The sequence below is a fragment of the Pseudomonas sp. B10(2017) genome (assembly GCF_002113295.1).
In the GTDB taxonomy this organism is placed as follows: domain Bacteria; phylum Pseudomonadota; class Gammaproteobacteria; order Pseudomonadales; family Pseudomonadaceae; genus Aquipseudomonas; species Aquipseudomonas pudica.
In genome coordinates this window covers 87728-105768 of record NZ_NEJU01000015.1, presented here as the reverse complement: position 1 = coordinate 105768, position 18041 = coordinate 87728, and the positions used below count along the sequence as shown (strand labels likewise).

The 18041-nt window shown below is 64.0% G+C and carries 13 protein-coding genes; 3 read left to right on the top strand and 10 right to left on the bottom strand.

Translation table 11 applies throughout. The annotated features are described in order from the left end of the window. Positions 1 to 333 precede the first annotated feature (333 nt). Positions 334 to 1752, top strand: coding sequence for an amino acid permease (locus tag CAF92_RS18405; RefSeq protein ID WP_085601569.1), 1419 nt, complete (start codon positions 334 to 336; stop codon positions 1750 to 1752). A 123-nt stretch (positions 1753 to 1875) separates the two neighbouring features. Here CAF92_RS18405 and CAF92_RS18400 read toward each other — a convergent pair whose 3' ends face one another. Next, positions 1876 to 3495 (bottom strand): FMN-binding glutamate synthase family protein, encoded by a 1620-nt coding sequence (locus tag CAF92_RS18400; protein ID WP_085601568.1) that lies wholly within the window; start codon positions 3493 to 3495, stop codon positions 1876 to 1878. Between the two features lie 253 nt (positions 3496 to 3748). Beyond that, complete coding sequence (locus tag CAF92_RS18395; RefSeq protein WP_085601567.1) at positions 3749 to 8017, bottom strand: DEAD/DEAH box helicase; 4269 nt, start codon at positions 8015 to 8017, stop codon at positions 3749 to 3751. Positions 8018 to 8263: 246 nt separating this feature from the next. On the opposite strand from CAF92_RS18395, the gene CAF92_RS18390 reads away from it, so the two are divergent. Next, entirely contained in the window at positions 8264 to 8677 is a 414-nt protein-coding gene (locus CAF92_RS18390) for an NUDIX domain-containing protein (RefSeq protein ID WP_085601566.1), read from the top strand. On the opposite strand, the gene metR is transcribed toward CAF92_RS18390, so the two are convergent. After that, complete coding sequence (gene metR, locus CAF92_RS18385; RefSeq protein WP_003258025.1) at positions 8661 to 9578, bottom strand: transcriptional regulator MetR; 918 nt, start codon at positions 9576 to 9578, stop codon at positions 8661 to 8663. The genes CAF92_RS18390 and metR overlap by 17 nt on opposite strands. Before the next feature lie 196 nt (positions 9579 to 9774). Between metR and CAF92_RS18380 the strand changes: the two genes are divergently transcribed. Further along, complete coding sequence (locus tag CAF92_RS18380; RefSeq protein WP_085601565.1) at positions 9775 to 10770, top strand: alpha/beta fold hydrolase; 996 nt, start codon at positions 9775 to 9777, stop codon at positions 10768 to 10770. Between the two features lie 117 nt (positions 10771 to 10887). On the opposite strand, the gene CAF92_RS18375 is transcribed toward CAF92_RS18380, so the two are convergent. From CAF92_RS18375 to CAF92_RS18345, 7 genes are all read right to left on the bottom strand, one after another. Next, positions 10888 to 11223: a GlpM family protein gene (locus CAF92_RS18375; RefSeq protein ID WP_046614765.1), complete on the bottom strand. Its 336-nt coding sequence runs from the start codon at positions 11221 to 11223 to the stop codon at positions 10888 to 10890. A 25-nt stretch (positions 11224 to 11248) separates the two neighbouring features. Then, positions 11249 to 12577 carry a sigma-54 dependent transcriptional regulator gene (locus CAF92_RS18370; protein WP_046614764.1) on the bottom strand — a complete coding sequence of 443 codons (1329 nt, stop codon included), beginning with the start codon at positions 12575 to 12577 and terminating at the stop codon, positions 11249 to 11251. Next, positions 12574 to 14478 carry an ATP-binding protein gene (locus tag CAF92_RS18365; protein WP_046614763.1) on the bottom strand — a complete coding sequence of 635 codons (1905 nt, stop codon included), beginning with the start codon at positions 14476 to 14478 and terminating at the stop codon, positions 12574 to 12576. Before CAF92_RS18365 ends, CAF92_RS18370 begins: the two co-directional genes overlap by 4 nt. Before the next feature lie 73 nt (positions 14479 to 14551). Beyond that, on the bottom strand, positions 14552 to 15286 hold the full coding sequence (locus CAF92_RS18360) for an amino acid ABC transporter ATP-binding protein (RefSeq protein ID WP_003258023.1): 735 nt from the start codon (positions 15284 to 15286) through the stop codon (positions 14552 to 14554). Further along, complete coding sequence (locus CAF92_RS18355; RefSeq protein WP_043206507.1) at positions 15283 to 15954, bottom strand: amino acid ABC transporter permease; 672 nt, start codon at positions 15952 to 15954, stop codon at positions 15283 to 15285. Before CAF92_RS18355 ends, CAF92_RS18360 begins: the two co-directional genes overlap by 4 nt. Beyond that, the gene (locus CAF92_RS18350; protein WP_046614762.1) at positions 15955 to 16701 is read right to left on the bottom strand and encodes an amino acid ABC transporter permease; all 747 of its coding nucleotides are present in this window, start codon (positions 16699 to 16701) and stop codon (positions 15955 to 15957) included. Between the two features lie 142 nt (positions 16702 to 16843). Beyond that, entirely contained in the window at positions 16844 to 17761 is a 918-nt protein-coding gene (locus tag CAF92_RS18345) for a glutamate/aspartate ABC transporter substrate-binding protein (RefSeq protein ID WP_025340398.1), read from the bottom strand. Positions 17762 to 18041: the final 280 nt, after the last annotated feature.

Below are 18041 nucleotides of genomic sequence, written 5' to 3'. Positions count from 1 at the left end.
TTGCTATGGTGGCCGGGCGATTTTGGGGCCGCTTGCGCCCCATTCGCAGCACAAGGCTGCTTCTACAGGGGAATGCGTATCCTTTGTAGGAGCAGCCTTGTGCTGCGAATGGGGCGAAGCGGCCCCAGAGATCTTGCTGAATTTTCCTGTTTATACAGCGAAAAACCCTGCAACGGTCTTCCTATACTGCTCGCCCCCTTCGCCTTGCCGGGCGCTCTATTCCGGCACACGGGCCGGCCCACAAGGCCAGTTCGGCAAGCCAACGCCATGCCTATCGGCCTGGCCGGTGCTGCACGAAGGTCAAATCCAATAACAAAATGAGGTTGTATTGCTATGCCAGTCGGCAACCACCCTGCCCACGGCCAGGCCACCGAAGGCGGCCCGCTCAAGCGCGAACTGGGCGAACGGCACATCCGCCTGATGGCGCTGGGCGCCTGTATCGGTGTCGGTCTTTTCCTCGGTTCGGCCAAGGCCATCGAAATGGCCGGCCCCGCCATCATGCTGTCCTACATCATCGGCGGCCTGGCCATTCTGGTGATCATGCGCGCCCTTGGCGAAATGGCCGTGCACAACCCTGTCGCCGGTTCGTTCAGTCGTTATGCCCAGGACTATCTCGGCCCGCTGGCGGGCTTCCTTACCGGCTGGAACTACTGGTTCCTGTGGCTGGTGACATGCGTTGCCGAAATCACCGCAGTGGCCATCTACATGGGCATCTGGTTCCCCGACGTACCGCGCTGGATCTGGGCCCTGGCGGCGCTGGGCAGCATGGGTGCGGTCAACCTGGTGGCCGTCAAGGCCTTTGGTGAATTCGAATTCTGGTTCGCCCTGATCAAGATTGTCACCATCATCGCCATGGTCCTTGGCGGCATCGGCATCATTGCCTTTGGCTTCGGCAATGACGGCGTGGCAGTAGGTATCTCCAACCTGTGGAGCAACGGCGGCTTCATGCCCAATGGCGTGACCGGCGTGCTGATGTCGCTGCAGATGGTGATGTTCGCCTACCTGGGCGTGGAAATGATCGGCCTGACCGCCGGTGAAGCACGCAACCCGCAAAAGACCATTCCACAGGCCATCGGCTCGGTATTCTGGCGCATCCTGCTGTTCTATGTCGGTGCGCTGTTCGTGATCCTGTCGATTTACCCGTGGAACGAAATCGGCAGCCAGGGCAGCCCGTTCGTCATGACCTTCGAGCGCCTGGGCATCAAGACCGCCGCCGGCATCATCAACTTCGTGGTCATCACTGCAGCGCTGTCGTCGTGCAACGGCGGCATCTTCAGCACCGGGCGCATGCTCTACAGCCTGGCGCAGAACGGCCAGGCCCCGGCGGCCTTCGCCCGTACGTCGAAGAACGGCGTGCCGCGCAACGCGCTGCTGCTGTCGATCGGCGCGCTGCTGCTGGGCGTGCTGGCCAACTATCTGGTGCCGGAAAAGGTCTTCGTCTGGGTGACTTCGATCGCCACCTTTGGCGCGATCTGGACCTGGGTGATGATCCTGCTGGCGCAGCTGAAGTTCCGCGCACGCCTCAGCGCCACTGAACGCAAGGCACTGAAATACCGCATGTGGCTGTGGCCGCTGAGCTCGTACCTGGCGCTGGCCTTCCTGGTGCTGGTGGTCGGCCTGATGGCGTACTTCGAGGATACCCGCGTGGCGCTGTACATCGGCCCGGCGTTCCTGGTGCTGCTGACGGTGCTGTACTACGCGTTTCGCCTGGCGCCGAAAGACGCGCAGGGTGTAGCCAGTACTGCTTCCTGATCTGAAATGGCTGGGGCCGCTTTGCGGCCCTTTCGCGACACAAGGCCGCTCCCACAAGAGATAGCGTACTCCTGTGGGAGCGGCCTTGTGTCGCGATGGGCTGCGTAGCAGCCCCAGGTTCAATCAGGCCGCCACCTCGCTGTGCGGCTCGAAGCTGTCGGCCCGTGCCAATTGCCACATGCGCGAATAGAACTGCCCGTTCACCTCGCCAGTCAGCAGTTCACCCGGCTTCAAGAACACATGCATCTGTGAGAACAGCTTGATCTCGGTGGCTGAAATGCGCCGTACCAGGTGCTTGGCCTCCAGCTGCGCCGGGTGCTCCAGGCCTGCTGCCGCAAGCATTTCGGCCAGGGCACGCAGGGTATTGTGATGGAAGTTCAGCACCCGCTGGGCTTTGTCCGGCACCACCAGCGCGCGCTGGCGCAGTGGGTCTTGCGTGGCGACACCGGTCGGGCACTTGTTGGTGTGGCAGCTTTGCGACTGGATGCAGCCGATGGCGAACATGAAACCGCGCGCCGAGTTGGCCCAATCGGCGCCAATGGCCAGCACGCTGGCAATGTCGAAAGCGCTGACGATCTTTCCGCTGGCGCCCAGCTTGATCTTGTCGCGCAGGTTCAGGCCGACCAGGGTGTTGTGCACGAACAGCAGCCCTTCGCGCAGCGGTACACCAATGTGGTCGGTGAACTCCACCGGTGCCGCGCCGGTGCCACCTTCCTTGCCGTCGACGACGATGAAGTCCGGCAGGATGCCGGTTTCCAGCATGGCCTTGGCGATGCCCATGAACTCCCATGGGTGGCCCAGGCAGAACTTGAAGCCTACCGGTTTGCCGCCAGACAGCTCGCGCAGTTGGGCAATGAACCGCATCATCTCGATGGGGGTGGAGAAGGCGCTGTGGCGCGACGGTGATATGCAGTCTTCGCCCATCAGCACGCCTCGGGTTTCGGCAATTTCCCGGGTTACCTTGTGCTTGGGCAGGATGCCGCCGTGGCCGGGCTTGGCGCCCTGGCTCATCTTGATCTCGATCATACGCACCTGCGGGCTGCGCGCCTGGGCGGCGAAGCGTTCGGGGTCGAAACGCCCGTCCGGCGTGCGGCACCCGAAGTAGCCACTGCCCAGTTCCCAGACCAGGTCGCCACCATGCTCGCGGTGATAGGGGCTGATGCTGCCTTCGCCAGTGTCATGGTGGAAATTGCCCAGCTTGGCGCCCTGGTTGAGGGCGCGGATGGCGTTGGCGCTGAGCGAGCCAAAGCTCATCGCCGATATGTTGAAGATCGATGCCGAGTACGGCTGGCTGCACTGAGGCCCGCCGACGATGACCCGGAAGCTTGCCGGGTCGGCCAAGGGCGCCGGGCGCATGGAGTGGCCGATGAATTCGAAGCCGGACTCGTACACGTCGATCAGGGTGCCGAAAGGTTTGTCCGAGGCTTCGTTCTTCGCCCGTGCGTACACCAGCGAGCGCTGGGCGCGGGAGAACGGCAGGGCGTCGCTGTCAGCCTCCAGCAGGTACTGGCGGATTTCCGGGCGAATGGCCTCGACCAGATAGCGGATGTTGCCCAGGATCGGGTAGTTGCGGCGTACCGCGTGGCGTTGCTGCAACAGGTCGAACAGGCCGATCAGGCTGAGGATGGCGGTGCTCAGGGTGAACGGCCACAACCATTCGTGGTGGATGAAGGGCAGGGTCGCCAGGGTGAACAGCACACAGGCGGCGAAGAAGGCATAGCGGCTGAGAAGTGACAGGCTCATACAGGGTCCTTGCGATGGCGCGGTCAGGCTCAGGGCCTGGGGCAAACCCCGAACATAGCCAAGTTGCACGGCTGTGCAAATTAAAATCGGGGTAGCGAAAATCATTCTCGCCAAGCCTGGCAATAGTGTTCAGGCCAAGACGGGCTTTTGTAGGAGCAGCCTTGTGAACATTGTCTTCGTCAATAATGGCTTCTTCGCAGCACAAGGCTGCTCCTACAGGTGCTGTGCATGCCTGAAATCAGCATCAAGGGATTCAGATAGAGTCGCGCAGCAGCTTCTGCCGCCAGCATTCCTGCTCTTGTGCCGGCGCTTCGACCAGGTACGAATAGTGCCCGGCCACCCGCACCGCTATCGGCACTCCGTCGCGATACAACAAACGGTTGCCACTGACCGCTGGCACTTTCGCACCTGGCAGCAACGACCCGACCAGATTCAGCGGGTCACTGGCACTTGCCACCACCAGTGCCCCGTCCAATTCACGGCGTCGTACCTGCCGCAGCAGCCCCACCGCCTCCGTCAAGGCGAACTGTTCGCCGGCCAGCCCGGCAATGAAGCGCCCGCCACGAATCTCGCCACGTGCTTCCAGCCGGTGATAGCAGCGCAGCAGTTCGCGCCAGGGCGGCAGCACATCGCTTTCGCGCTCCAGCAGGCGCCAGCAAACCACGCCATAGCGCCGAAGCAGGGCCCGGGCGATGTGCTCCAGGCGCTGGCTGTCGTCTACAGCGCCCCTGCGTAGCAAGGCCCAGCGCCCGGCCTGGGACATGCTGCTGGACAGCGGCGGGTGGCCGCGCCGGCTGTTGCGCGCTGTGCGTTTCGCCGCCGGGGTGATCAGGCTGCGCAGGCCGGTGAAGCTGTCGGCCCCCACCAGGCCTGCGCCTACCAGCTCCTGTAACGCCGTCTCCAGTTCGCTGGGCAGCAGGTGGGCGTCGTGTGCCAGCTCGTCGAAGAACAGCGCGCCATGTGTGTTCAGCACCTCGTGGACGCGTTGCGCCCGTGTACCGAGGCTATCAAGTGCTGGCAGGGGGGCAAGGCTGCGCCACAACCCAAGATGCTCGCGCGGCAGCAGCACCAGTGGTGTGCTCGACAAGGTGTTGCTCGACACGGTTGCCGCCAGCCGGCTCCAGGCGAACTGCCCGCTGCGGCAGGCATCGTCGAGCCAGTGTGGGCTGTAGTCCTTGATACGTGCCGGCAGCAATTCGGCCTCCCAGGCTCCGGCTGCACTCGGGAACCCTTGCAACTGGCCAAGTACCTCGGTCACGGCTTGCGGGCCGCGAAGGCGCGTGTCATCAGCCAGGTGCTGCCAGTCGAACAGAAAACGCATGAAGTCTTGCAGGCTGACCGGCTCGATCTCCCGGCGCAGGCGTTTTACCGTGTAGCGGTGGATGCGCGCCAGCAAATGGCGCTCGCACCACTGCAATTCGCTTGCGCCGGGGCTGAAATACCCACGCAGCACATAGCCTTCGGCCTCCAGGTGGGCCAGTGCCTGTTCGATGGCCGGCAGCGGTTTGCCAAGTGCTGCCGCAATCTGCGCACGGGTCAGCGGGCCATGGCCGCTCAGGCGGGCTCGGAGCAGTTCGACCAGCGCAATGTCCGGCTCGATGGCCTGATCGAAGCCTGGCAGTACCTGCAACGCAGGCTCAAGCCTGGAGCCGGGATACAGCACCTGCAGCAGGTTCAACCGCTCACGCGCCAGCCACAGTTTTTCATCCACCAGGTGCAAGGCCCGGCCGGCCTTGGCCAACTGCCTGAGCAGCAGCTCCCAGCTGGCATTGCCCTGCACTTCGTCCTGACTGATGGCCCCCAGGCCCATCAACGCTTCATGCATCTCATCGGCATTGCCCGGTTGCGGCCATGCCTCGGCTGCGACGGCGGCAATGGCATCGGCATCCAGCGCGCCCAGGTCGTCGCCGCTCTGCACTTCGCTCCAGCGCCGGCTGAGCACCGCCTGAGTGCGCCGTTCTTCCAGCGGCGCGTCATCCAGGAAGGCATAGGGCCGTGCATTGAGGATGGCTGCCGCCAGCGGCGAAGGAGCGGGCAGGTCGCGACACAGCAGGCGCACCGTGCCGCTTTCCATACGCCGCAACAGCGCCAGCCAGCCTTCGCTGTCCATCGCCTCGTGCAGGCAGTCGTCGAGTGTTTGCTCGACCAGCGGATGATCGGGAATCTGCCGCTCGCCGACGATGTTCTCCAGGCAGGCGATCTGGTCGGGGAACACGGCGGCAATCAGGTCTTCACTCTTCATCCGCTGGATCTGTGGCGCCACCTTGCGACCGCCGACAAAGCGCGGCAGGGCCATGGTCACGCTGGCGTTCCAGCGCCAGCGCACCCCGAACAGCGGGGCATCGAGCAGCGCCTGGACAAGAATCGGCTCGGCGCTGCGGCTATTCAGGTAACGCCACACGTCGTCCAGTTCGAAACTGTGGCTGGAAGACAGCGACAGCACGATGGCGTCTTCGCTGGCAGCCGCCTGCAGCTCGAAGTTGAAGGTGCGACAGAAGCGCTTGCGCAGGGCCAGGCCCCAGGCGCGGTTGATGCGGCTGCCGTAAGGCGAATGGATGATCAACTGGGTACCACCGGACTCATCGAAGAAACGCTCCATCACCAGCGTGTCCTGCGAGGGCAGGGCGCCGAGCACTTCGCGGGTGCGGGCCAGGTAGTCGAGCAGCTGGCCAGCGGCGTCTTCGCCCAGTTCGAAGGTAGCCTGCAACCATGCCAGCACCTCGGCCTGGTTGTTGTCAGCCAGCTGTTGGTCGATCTGCGCCTGCAGTCGGGCCACTGCGGCAGACAGCTCATCGCTGCGCCCTGGGGCCTCGCCCAGCCAGAACGGGATGGTAGGTGGCAGGCCCTGGGCATCCTCCACCCGCACCTGGCCCGGCTCGACCCGCAGGATGCGATAGGAGGCATTGCCCAGCTGGAAGATATCGCCGGCGATGCTCTCGACGGCAAAGTCTTCGTTGACGGTGCCAATGTTCAGCGCCTGCGGTTCGAGCAGCACGGCGTAGTCGGCGTTGTCGGGAATGGTGCCGCCGCTGGTCAGGGCGGTAAGCTGGCTGCCGCGTCGGCCACGCAGTGTGCCGCTCACCGCATCGCGGTGCAGGTAGGCACTGCGCACGCCCTGGCGGCCGTTGTAGCCCTCGGCGAGCATGCGCAGCAGGGCCTGGTAATGTTGCTGGTCGAGTTCGGCGTATGGCGTGGCCTGGCGCAGGCAGTCGAACAGGGCCTGTTCGTGCCAGGGCTGGTTGCTGGCTTCGGCGACGATCTGCTGGGCCAGCACATCCAGCGGCGCCCGGGGAATGTGCAGTTCGTCCAGTTCGCCCCGGCGTATGCAGTCGAGCAGGGCCACGCATTCGATGAGGTCATCGCGCGAGGTCGGGAACAAGCGCCCCTTGGGCACGCCATCGACCTGGTGTCCGGCGCGGCCAACCCGCTGCAGCAAGGCCGCGATCGAACCTGGCGAAGCGATCTGGCAGACCAGGTCGATGTCGCCGATATCGATGCCCAGTTCCAGCGAAGCAGTGGCCACCAGCACCTGCAGCTGGCCATTCTTCAGGCGTTGTTCGGCATCCAGGCGTAGCTCCTTGGCCAGGCTGCCGTGGTGCGCGGCAACCGCCTCCTTGCCCAGGCGGTCGCTGAGGTGGCGGGTGATGCGCTCGGCCAGTCGCCGGGTGTTGACGAACACCAGGGTGGTGCGGTGTTCGCGCGCCAGGGTGGCCAGGCGGTCATAGACCAGGCCCCAGACATCGGTGGCCATCACTGCCCCCAGCGGCACTGGCGGCACCTCGATGGCCAGGTCGCGCTGCCGAGCATGGCCGACATCGACGATTGCACAGGGGCGGCCGTTGCCGACCAGGAACTGTGCCACCCGCTCGACCGGGCGTTGCGTGGCCGATAGGCCGATGCGCCGCAACGGCCGGTTGCACAAGGCCTGCAGGCGCTCCAGGGTCAGTGCCAGATGAGCGCCGCGCTTGTTGCCGGCCAAGGCATGGATTTCGTCGACGATTACAGTATGCACGCTGGCCAGGCCTTCACGGCCAGAAGCCGAGCCCATCAGCACGTAGAGCGATTCGGGGGTGGTCACAAGGATGTGCGGCGCCAGCTTGCGCATGGCGGCACGCTCCTTTTGAGGGGTGTCGCCGCTGCGTACGGCGGTGGTGATGCGCGGGGCATTCAGGCCTTGGTCCGCGAGGGCTTGGCTGATGCCTTCGAGCGGGGCTTGCAGGTTCAGGCGGATATCGTTGGACAGCGCCTTGAGTGGCGAAACGTAGACCACCTGGGTTTGCGCTGGTAGCTCGCCGTGGCGCTCCAGGCCTTGGCGGAACAGTTCGTCGAGCACGGCCAGGAACGCACTGAGGGTCTTGCCCGAGCCGGTCGGCGCGGCCAGCAGCATCGACTGGCCCGCATGGATCAACGGCCAGGCCTGGGCCTGGGCATTGGTCACCGTGGCGAAGTGGCGACGGAACCAGGTGCTCACGGCGGGGTGGAACAGCTCGAGCACCGGGTGGTGTTTGGCGGGCAGGTTCATGTGTTGGTTATGGAGGGTGTGGGGCGGGTTGGCAAGGGGCCGTTCGTCTGGCCGGTCGGCTATGTCCTGTGCCGGCCCTTTCGCGGGCATGCCCGCTCCCACAGGTACTGCGTTGCTCTCAAGAGCTGTGGAGGACTTGTGGGAGCGGGCGCGCCCGCGAAAGGGCCGGCACAGGAAACACTGGCCTTGTCAGGCCTGGAACCCCATGGGATCCTCCCCGGCCATTGTTTCAAGCGAGCCCAGCCCATGCCCAACACCATCCGCATCGCCGCCGCCCTGTTGATCGACCCCCAGGGCCGCACACTGCTGGTACGCAAACGCGGGACCCAGGCCTTCATGCAGCCCGGTGGCAAGATCGATGCTGGCGAAACCCCGGTGCAGGCGCTGGTGCGCGAGCTGCATGAGGAACTGGGCCTGCACATCGACCCGTCCCAGGCCGTGCACCTGGGCCAGTTCAGCGCCCCGGCCGCCAACGAGCCGGGCTTCGAGGTACAGGCCGAACTGTTCCGTGTCGACAGCGCCGCAGCCGTGCTGCCGGCTGCGGAGATCGAGGAGGTGGTGTGGCTGGCCGCAGACCAGGTACCCGCCATGCAGCTGGCACCCCTGACCCGCGACCTGATCCTGCCGCTATACCGCCAGGCCGTCAGCGCACCGCGCTGACACCATCGAGGGTGGCGAACGAGGTGTCCTTCGCCGTCAGCAGGAAGTCGCGCATGTATGGCGCATCGAGCATGTCGGTGCGCACGGCAGCATAAAGCGTGGCGAACAGGCCTTTTTCACCCAGGCGCTTGCCCTTCACATACCCGCGCGAACTGTACTCGTGCAGCGCCCAGTGCGGCATGCCGCACACGCCTCGGCCGCTGGCCACCAGTTGCATCATCATCACCGTCAGCTCCGACGTGCGCACGGCGGCGGGCTCGATGTCGGCCGGCTCCAGGAAGCGGGTGAAGATGTCCAGGCGATCGCGCTCCACCGGGTAGGTGATCAGGGTCTGGTCAAGCAGGTCCTGCGGCACGATGTAGGGCTTGCTGGCCAACGGATGCTGGTTGGCCACCGCCAGCATCGCCTCGTAGGTGAACAGCGGCACGTAGGTGATGCCCGCCAGGTCCAGCGGGTCGGAGGTCACCACCAGGTCCAGGTCGCCGCGGGCCAGGGCCGGCAGTGGGGCGAATGCAAAGCCGGAGGCCAGGTCCAGCTCCACCTCCGGCCAGGCGTCACGGAACTGGTCGATGGTCGGCATCAACCACTGGAAGCAGCTGTGGCATTCGATAGCCATGTGCAGGCGCCCGGCGGTGCCACCGGCCAGGCGCGCGATGTCACGTTCGGCGCCGCGAAGCAGCGGCAGGGTGGCATCGGCCAGTTGCAGCAGGCGCAACCCGGCGCTGGTGAAGCGGATCGGCTTGGTCTTGCGCACGAACAGCGGCAGGCCCAGGCGCTCTTCCAGCTCCTTGAACTGGTGCGACAGCGCCGACTGGGTCAGGTGCAGGCGCTCGGCGGCCTCCACCAGGCTGTCGGCCTCGCGCAGGGCATGAAGGGTTTTCAGGTGACGGATCTCCAGCACAGCTGACTCCGGTGTGTGGGCTTGAGGAAACAGGGGGTGAGTTGAGTTTCCCTCATGTTGCTGCGCCTGTCGACTGGGCGTTTGGCCGCACCGCCTGGCGGGAGTCATCAAACTGTCACTGAAGTGTGGCAGCGCGCCCGAACAGAATTCATCAGACTCGCGCTCTACTGGGGATTTGCATTCTGGTGTTTCTTTCATGCGGGCTTATTGGCTTCTTCTTTTCTTTGTATTCGGCGTACCTGCGAGTTTCGCTGAACAGCGTTGTGATGCCCACGTGCCGGTGCAGCGGGCCGAGCTGGGCGCGGTCAGCCTGGTGTACCAGAGCGTCGGTGCGCCACGCGACCCGGCCTTGCTGCTGGTGATGGGCCTTGGCGGGCAACTGATCCACTGGCCGGACGACGTGGTCGAAGCTTTGTGCCGCCAGGGCTTTCGGGTAATTCGCTATGACAATCGCGATGTTGGCCTGTCACGCTGGAGCCAGCTGCCACCGTCGGCCAACCTGACGGTCGAACTGCTGCGCTACAAGCTGGGCCTGCCGGTGGCTGCGCCATATACGCTGACCGACATGGCGGACGATGGCCTGAGCCTGATGGATGCGTTGGGCGTGCACCAGTTTCATGTGCTGGGGGTGAGCATGGGCGGCATGATTGCCCAGCACCTGGCAGCCATGGCGCCCGAGCGCGTGCGCAGCCTGACGTTGGTCATGTCCAGTTCAGGGGCGGCGGGGTTGCCGGCGCCGGATCCGGCGCTGGTGCAGCTGCTGGCCCGGCGCAGCGCGCCGAACCGCGAAGTGGCCATCGAACAGCAGGCCGACCTGCTGGCGGCGCTGGGCAGCCCCGAGGTGCGTGACGACCGTGCGGCCTTGCTGCAGCAGGCGGCCGTGGCCTATGACCGGGCGTTCAACCCTGAAGGCGCCAAGCGCCAGATCATGGCGATACTGGCCGAGCCGAGCAGGGTCGAGTTGTTGAACCAGTTGCGGGTGCCGACCCTGGTGGTGCATGGCACGGCCGACCCGTTGCTGCCGGTGATGCATGGTGTGCACCTGGCCGCGCATATCCGGGGTAGCCAACTGCGTTTGATACCGGGGTTGGCGCACCGCTTCCAGGAGCCGTTCAAGGCGCCGTTGCTGGGGGCAGTGTTGCCCTACCTGCAGGCACATCGGCAGGATGTCACGCATATCGCAGGGCTCTGAATCGACGCTGGCCTCTTCGCGGGTAAACCCGCTCCCACAGGTACGGCACAGACCTCAGACAATGTGAGTAACCTGTGGGAGCGGGTTCACCCGCGAAGAAGCCAGCGCCGATTCCGATCAGTGCATCCGCACCCACAAGGTCACCAGCACGGTGGCGGCCATCAGCCAGGCCACCGTGGCCAACGCCAGCGATGCCTCCAGGCGCATGCGGTCGACCAGCACATACAAGGTCGCCAGGTACACGAAATACGGAATGATCGACCACATGCCGAACAGGATGGTGGTCTTCAGGTCGGTAATGCTGCGCCCCTTGCCAACTATGTAGTGGGCAATCAGGGCAAAGGTGGGGAATAGCGGCACCAGCCCGGCGATGTAGTAATTGCGTGTTTTCGACAGCACCGCCAGCAGGAGCACCACGCCAGCGCCCAGGGCAGCTTTGAATACCAGGTCCACGATGTGTTTCCAGGTTGGGTTGAGGTCAGCCGAGGCCGTATTTCTTCACTTTGTCGAACAACGTGGTCTTGGCCATGCCCAGCTCCTGGCTGGCCTGGCTCAGGTTGCCGCCAGTGCGTTGCAGGGCGTCGCCGAGCAGGTTGCGCTCGAACGCTTCCACCGCCTCGGCAAAGCCCAGGCCTTGGCTGGCACCACCGCTGGGGCCTTTCTTGAACGCTGGCAGGCCGAGGGCATAGCGTTCGGCGACGTTGCGCAGTTCACGCACGTTGCCCGGCCAGTCGTGGGCCATCAGGCGCGACAAGGTCTGGCTGTCCAGCGCAGGCGTTTCGCGGTCGAAGCGCAGTGCCGATTGCTGCAGGAAGTGCTCGAACAGTTGCAGGATATCTTCGCGGCGCTCGCGCAGCGGCGGCAGCTCCAGGGTAACCACGTTCAGCCGGTAATACAGGTCGCTGCGGAACTGGCCGCTCTGGCCCATGGCATCCAGGTCGGACTTGGTGGCCGCGATCACCCGGCAGTCCACCGGAATGCTCTGGTTCGAGCCCAGCCGCTCCAGGGTGCGCTCCTGCAGCACGCGCAACAGCTTGATCTGTAGGTTGATCGGCATGCTCTCAACCTCGTCGAGGAACAGCGTGCCGCCATTGGCATGTTCAATTTTGCCGATGCGGCGTTTGCCGGCACCGGTGAAAGCGTTGGCTTCGTGGCCGAAAATCTCGCTTTCGAACAGGTTTTCCGGCAGGCCGCCGCAGTTCAGTGCCACGAACGGCTGGCCCTGGCGGCGGCTGAAGTCGTGCAGGCAGCGGGCGACCAGTTCCTTGCCGGTACCTGTCTCGCCTTCGATCAGCACGTTGGCCGAGGTATCGGCGACGTTGGCGATCAGTTCGCGCAAGTGCTCCATGGCTGGCGAGCGGCCAATGATGCGCCCCTCCAGGCTGCTTTGCTCGGCCAGCTGGCGGCGCAGGGCCACCACTTCGCGCGACAGCCCGCGCTGTTCAAGGGCGCGGCGCACCACATCGACCAGGCGCTCCGGGGAGAAAGGCTTTTCCATGAAGTCGTAGGCGCCATTGCGCATCGCGCCGACCGCCATGTCGATATCGCCGTGGCCGGTGATCAGCACCACCGGCAGGCTGCGGTCGCGGGCCTTGAGGCGGTTGAGCAGCTCCAGGCCATCGATGCCCGGCAGGCGGATATCGCTGACGACGATACCGGCGAAGTCGTCGCCGATGCGTTCCAGCGCCTGCTCGGCGCTGCCCACGCCTTCGCAGGCGATGTCTTCCAGGGCCAACGCCTGTTGGCAGCCGAGCAGCACATGCGGGTCGTCTTCGACGATCAGGACGGTAAGAGGCGCTTGGTTCATGGTTGCTCTGCCGATTCGCTAGGGGGTGAGACCAAGGGCAGGGCCAGGACGAAGGCCGTGCCGCCGCTGGCGGGGTGCTCGACGTTGAGGCTGCCCTTGGCGGCGGCGGCAAGGCTCGCCGACAGGGTCAGGCCCAGGCCCAGGCCGTGTTCGCCCGGTTTGGTGGTGAAGAAAGGTTCGAAAAGATGCTTGCGCGCCTCGGCATCGATGCCGTGGCCATTGTCGCGCACCTGCAAACGGTACTTGTCGCCCTGCAGCTCGCCTTCCAGCCACAGTTGCGGAAGCGGCTGGGCGGTCATGGCATCCAGGGCGTTGCCGATCAGGTTTACCAGGATCTGCTCCAGGCGGGTCTGGTCGATGGCCAGCTGTTGGTCCTCGAACTGATTGTGCAATTGCAGGTGGCAGGCGCTGATGCGGTTGGCCAGCACCTGCAGGGTAGCGTCCACGGCCTTGGCCAGCGAGGCCTGGCCGCTGTCGTCGCTGCGTCGGGCGAACGAGCGCAGGCTGGCGGTGATGCGGCCCATGCGGTCGATCAGGTCGTTCATGGTGCGCAAGTTGGTGCTGGCGGTTTCCAGTGCCCCACGCTCGAGGAAGCGCACGGTGTTGCCGGACAACGTGCGCAGCGCGGCCAGCGGCTGGTTCAGTTCGTGGGCGATGCTGGTGGACATCTGCCCGATGGCGGCCAGCTTGCCGGCCTGTACCAGTTCATCCTGGGCGTGGCGCAGGGTCTGCTCGGCATGTCGGCGCTCGCGAATCTGGCCCTTAAGGCGCTCGTTGCTGGCGCGTAGGTCGGCCGTGCGTTCGGTAATCCGTCGCTCCAGCTGGCTGTTGGCTTCCTGCAGGGCCTCGCGGGCTGCCAGGCGGGTGGCGATGACCTTGCGCCGTTCGTTCCAGGCGATGCCCAAGATCGCCAGCAAGGCGAAGGCAACGCCCACCAGCACGCCCTGTACCATGGATTCGCGGCGCAAGTCTTGCAGCGGTGTCAGCAGGGTGAAGTGCCAAGGCGTGTCGACCAGGCGCCGGGTCTGGGCCAGGTAGGCCATTTCGCTGGCCTTGCCCTGTGCGGTTTCGCTGTTGGCCGGGAAGGTCAGCTTTTCCACACCATCGGCCAGGGTTTCCCGAGCCAGAGGCTGCAGTTCGTTCAGCGGCCACCAGTAGTACTGCAGGCTACGGGCCAGGCGCTCCTTGATCTGCGGGGTCAGTGGGCGTACCGACTTCAGGCGCCGTGCCGGGTCGCTGGAAAGAATGATGATGCCGTTCTCGTCGCTGACGAACGCTTCCAGGCGGGCACGTTGCCAGCGCTCCTCGAGAGTGTCCAGGCGCACTTTTATCACCGCCACGCCAATGATCTTGCCGTGCTCCTCCAGTCCGTGGGCCAGGTAATAACCGGCCTCGCCGGTGGTGCTGCCGATACCGTAGAAACGCCCGGGCTCGCCGCGCACGGCGGTCTGGAAGTAGGCACGGAACGACAGGTCCTCACCCAGGAACGAGTCGGCATCGCGCCAGTTGCTGGTGGCCTGGACCCGGCCATTGGTGTCGAGGACGAAGATGGCCCGGCTGCGGCTGCGCCGGTTCAGGCCTTCGAGGTATTCGTTGACGATCTGCCGCGAGCCACCGTCAGGGTCGGTGAGCAGGTGCGAGACGCTGTCTTCCAGCTCCAGCAGGCTCGGCAGGTAGGTGTACTTGCTGATTTCGCTCTCGACCGTGCGCGCGTGAAGCTCCAGCTGGCGCTCGCCGTTTTCGCTGAGGGTGCGGATGCCGTTGCTCTCGCTGATCAGGTAGCCAGCCATTCCCAGGCCGACCATCAGCAGGATGATCAGTGGCGGCAACAGCAATTGGCGGAGCAGGCGGGATTTCACGGCAGGCTTGGCAGGGAGAAGAAGCGAAGGATCGCATTTCATCACAGTGGCCTTGTCACGACCAGCGCCTGCTGCCCGAAAGGACAGCGGCGCCGACCGCTTCAGTGAGGCAAAATCAGTGTTGCAGGATCTTGCTGAGGAAGTGCTGGGTACGCTCGTGGCGGGCGCTCGGGTTGCCGAAGAAGTCTTCTTTCTGGCAATCCTCGATGATGTTGCCCTTGTCCATGAAGATCACGCGGTTGGCCACCTTGCGGGCGAAGCCCATTTCATGGGTCACGCACATCATGGTCATGCCTTCGTGGGCCAGCTCGACCATCACGTCCAGTACTTCGTTGACCATCTCCGGGTCCAGTGCCGAGGTCGGTTCGTCGAACAGCATGACGATCGGGTCCATCGACAGGGCGCGGGCGATGGCCACGCGCTGCTGCTGGCCGCCGGACAGCTGGCCCGGGTGCTTCTTGGCGTGGGCACCGAGGCCGACACGGTCGAGCAGGGCCAGGCCCTTCTTGGTCGCTTCCGCTTCGCTGCGGCCAAGCACCTTGCGCTGGGCAATGGTCAGGTTCTCGGTGATGGACAGGTGCGGGAACAGCTCGAAGTGCTGGAACACCATGCCAACGCGCGAACGCAGCTTGGGCAGGTTGGTCTTGGGGTCGGCGATCGAGGTGCCATCGACCACGATGTCACCTTTCTGGAACGGCTCCAGGGCGTTGACGCACTTGATCAGGGTGGACTTGCCCGAACCCGACGGGCCGCATACCACCACCACTTCACCCTTCTTGACCTCGGTGCTGCAGTCGGTCAGTACCTGGAAGTCCCCGTACCACTTGTTGACGTTCTTGATGGAAATCATACGGTGATCCTTTTTTGCAGGCGCTTGACCAGCCACGAAGCGGAGAAGCTGATGAGGAAGTACACGACACCGGCGAAAATCAGGAACTCATGGGAGCGCCCGATGATGTCACCGTTGGAGCGTGCCGAGTTGAGGAAGTCCACCAGGCCCACGGTGTATACCAGCGAGGTGTCCTGGAACAGGATGATGCTCTGCTGCAGCAGCAGCGGGGTCATCTTGCGGAAAGCCTGGGGCAGGATGATCAGGCGCATGGTCTGGCCGTAGGTCATGCCCAGCGCCTGGGCGGCGCCCATCTGGCCCTTGGAGATCGACTGCACGCCGGCGCGGACGATTTCGCAGAAGTACGCGGCCTCGAACATCATGAATGCCACCACGCAGGAGGTGAAGGCACCCACCGGGGTGTCTTCACCAGTGATCCAGCGCAGCACGAACGGTACCGCCAGGTAGAACCAGGTGATGACCAGCAGCAGCGGGATCGAGCGGAAGTAGTTGACATAGGCGCCGGCCAAGTTCGACAGCAGCTTGCTCGACGACAGGCGCATCAGGGCCAGGATGGTACCCAGCACAATGCCGCCGACCACGCCCATGACCATCAACTGCAAGGTCATGACCATGCCTTCCCACAGGGCAGGCAGGGCCGGGATGATTTCGCTGAAATCCATGTCCATTTATTTGCCCCCTACGGAAATCAGGCCGGGCACCGAGACTTTCTTCTCGACCATGCGCATCAGCAGCATCAGGCCCATGTTCAGGGTGAAGTAGATCAGCGTGGCCAGGGTGAAGGCCTCGAACAGGTTGGCCGAGAATTCGGCGGTCTGCTTGGTTTGTGCCAGCAGCTCCATCAGGCCGATCAGCGACGCCACCGACGAGTTCTTGAACACGTTCAGGAATTCCGAGGTGAGCGGCGGAATGATGATCCGGTAGGCTTGCGGCAGCAGCACGTTGGTGTAGATCTGCGGCAGGCTGAAGCCCATGGCGCGGGCGGCGGCTTCCTGGCCCCGGGGCAGCGCCTGGATGCCGGTACGTACCTGTTCGCACACGCGGGCGGCGGTGAACAGGCCCAGGCAGATGACCACGCTGATCAGCGCCGAAGTGGTCGGGTTGAGGTCCTGCTTGAACCATTCCTGCAGGCCTTCTGGCAGCAGGTCCGGCACCAGGAAGTACCAGATGAACAGCTGCACCAGCAGCGGTACGTTGCGGAACAGCTCCACGTAGGCAGTGGCGATACCTGCTACCACACGGTTCGGCACGGTACGCATGACACCGAGGACCGAGCCCAGCAGCAAGGCGATGATCCAGGCGGAGATGGCGATGGCGATGGTCCATCCCAGGCCGGTGATGTACCAGTCCAGATAGGTTTCGCTGCCCACGCCGGTGGACTTGAAGAACACGCCCCAGTCCCAGTTGTAATTCATCGGGATTTCCCCTCAGACGATCGTTTCACGGGCACCTTCGAGCATCCGAGGGCGCTTGGCGCCCTCGGATGAAAGGTTAGACACTAATGAGTGGCCTGCAGTATTGATTGGTGCTGTTGAGCACCAGGCCACTATCTGAGAGTCAGGACTTCTTCTCGTCCGCAGCCTTGTCGGTCGGCTCGGCGATCAGTTTCTTCAGCTCGTCGCTCATCGGGAACTGCAGGTTCAGGCCCTTTGGCGGGATTGGCTGCTGGAACCACTTGTCATAGCTCTTGTTGACTTCGCCCGACTTGAAGTAACCAACGATGGCGTCATCGACCGCTTTCTTGAAGGCCGCGTCATCCTTGCGCACCATGCAGCCATAGATTTCGTACGACTGCGGGGTACCGGTGATGACCCAGTCCGACGGCTTGCGAGCCTTGGCCATTTCGCCGGCGAGCAGGGCGTCGTCCATCATGAAGGCCACGGCGCGGCCGCTTTCGAGCATGTTGAAGGCTTCACCGTGGTCCTTGGCGGAGATCACGTTCATCTTCATCTGCTTGTCGGCATTCATCGCCTTGAGGATGCGCTCGGAGGTGGTACCGGCGGTGGTCACCACGTTCTTGCCGGCCAGGTCCGGGAAGTCCTTGTATGCCGGCTGACCGTCCTTGACCTTGGTCAGCAGGCGGGTACCGACTTCGAAGATGCCGACCGAGAAGCCGACCTGCTGCTGGCGCTCGACGTTGTTGGTGGTGGAGCCGCACTCGAGGTCCACGGTGCCGTTCTGCACCAGCGGGATGCGGGTCTGGGAGGTGACGAGGTTGTAGCGGACCTTGATGTCCGTGCCCAGCTGCTTCTTCAGGGCGTCGACGACAGCCAGCTGGATGTCATGCGAGTAGCCTACGGGCTCGGGCTTGCCGGCCAGGTAGGAAAACGGGATGGAGGAGTCGCGGTGGCCCAGGGTGATGGTGCCCGAATCCTTGATCTTCTTCAGGGTGCCGGTCAGTTCCTCGGCCATGGCCGGCGAAGCGATCACAGCGGCCGCGATGGCGGCGCCCAGCAATTGACGAACGATGCGCATCAAATTTTCCTCGACGTGTTTGTTTTTTTTATGGAGCCGTTGGCGGACTCTTCGTTCAACGAATACAGAAATAAACGATTGCATTCGGCTACCAAGTGTAGAGCATGAGTCGTGCCAAGCCCTGACATTGATCATAACGCCGCGGATTCATTGGGAATCAAACTTTATTGCGCATCTTGTGACGGTACGTTTCATCCGCCATTCCGAATGAATTGCTGTTTTCTGTTCGGAAATCCGAACGAATTTGCAATTCCCCGGCTACCAAGCACTGGGGCGATCA

Excerpts from the sequence above, each read along its gene's own strand:
- CAF92_RS18390 (WP_085601566.1), top strand. The coding sequence starts at position 8,264 with ATGCCCAACACCATCCGCATCGCCGCCGCCCTGTTGATCGACCCCCAG.
- CAF92_RS18370 (WP_046614764.1), bottom strand. The coding sequence starts at position 12,577 with ATGAACCAAGCGCCTCTTACCGTCCTGATCGTCGAAGACGACCCGCAT.
- CAF92_RS18400 (WP_085601568.1), bottom strand. The coding sequence starts at position 3,495 with ATGAGCCTGTCACTTCTCAGCCGCTATGCCTTCTTCGCCGCCTGTGTG.
- CAF92_RS18360 (WP_003258023.1), bottom strand. The coding sequence starts at position 15,286 with ATGATTTCCATCAAGAACGTCAACAAGTGGTACGGGGACTTCCAGGTA.
- CAF92_RS18405 (WP_085601569.1), top strand. The coding sequence starts at position 334 with ATGCCAGTCGGCAACCACCCTGCCCACGGCCAGGCCACCGAAGGCGGC.
- CAF92_RS18380 (WP_085601565.1), top strand. The coding sequence starts at position 9,775 with ATGCGGGCTTATTGGCTTCTTCTTTTCTTTGTATTCGGCGTACCTGCG.
- CAF92_RS18345 (WP_025340398.1), bottom strand. The coding sequence starts at position 17,761 with ATGCGCATCGTTCGTCAATTGCTGGGCGCCGCCATCGCGGCCGCTGTG.
- CAF92_RS18365 (WP_046614763.1), bottom strand. The coding sequence starts at position 14,478 with ATGAAATGCGATCCTTCGCTTCTTCTCCCTGCCAAGCCTGCCGTGAAA.
- CAF92_RS18350 (WP_046614762.1), bottom strand. The coding sequence starts at position 16,701 with ATGAATTACAACTGGGACTGGGGCGTGTTCTTCAAGTCCACCGGCGTG.
- CAF92_RS18355 (WP_043206507.1), bottom strand. The coding sequence starts at position 15,954 with ATGGACATGGATTTCAGCGAAATCATCCCGGCCCTGCCTGCCCTGTGG.
- CAF92_RS18395 (WP_085601567.1), bottom strand. The coding sequence starts at position 8,017 with ATGAACCTGCCCGCCAAACACCACCCGGTGCTCGAGCTGTTCCACCCC.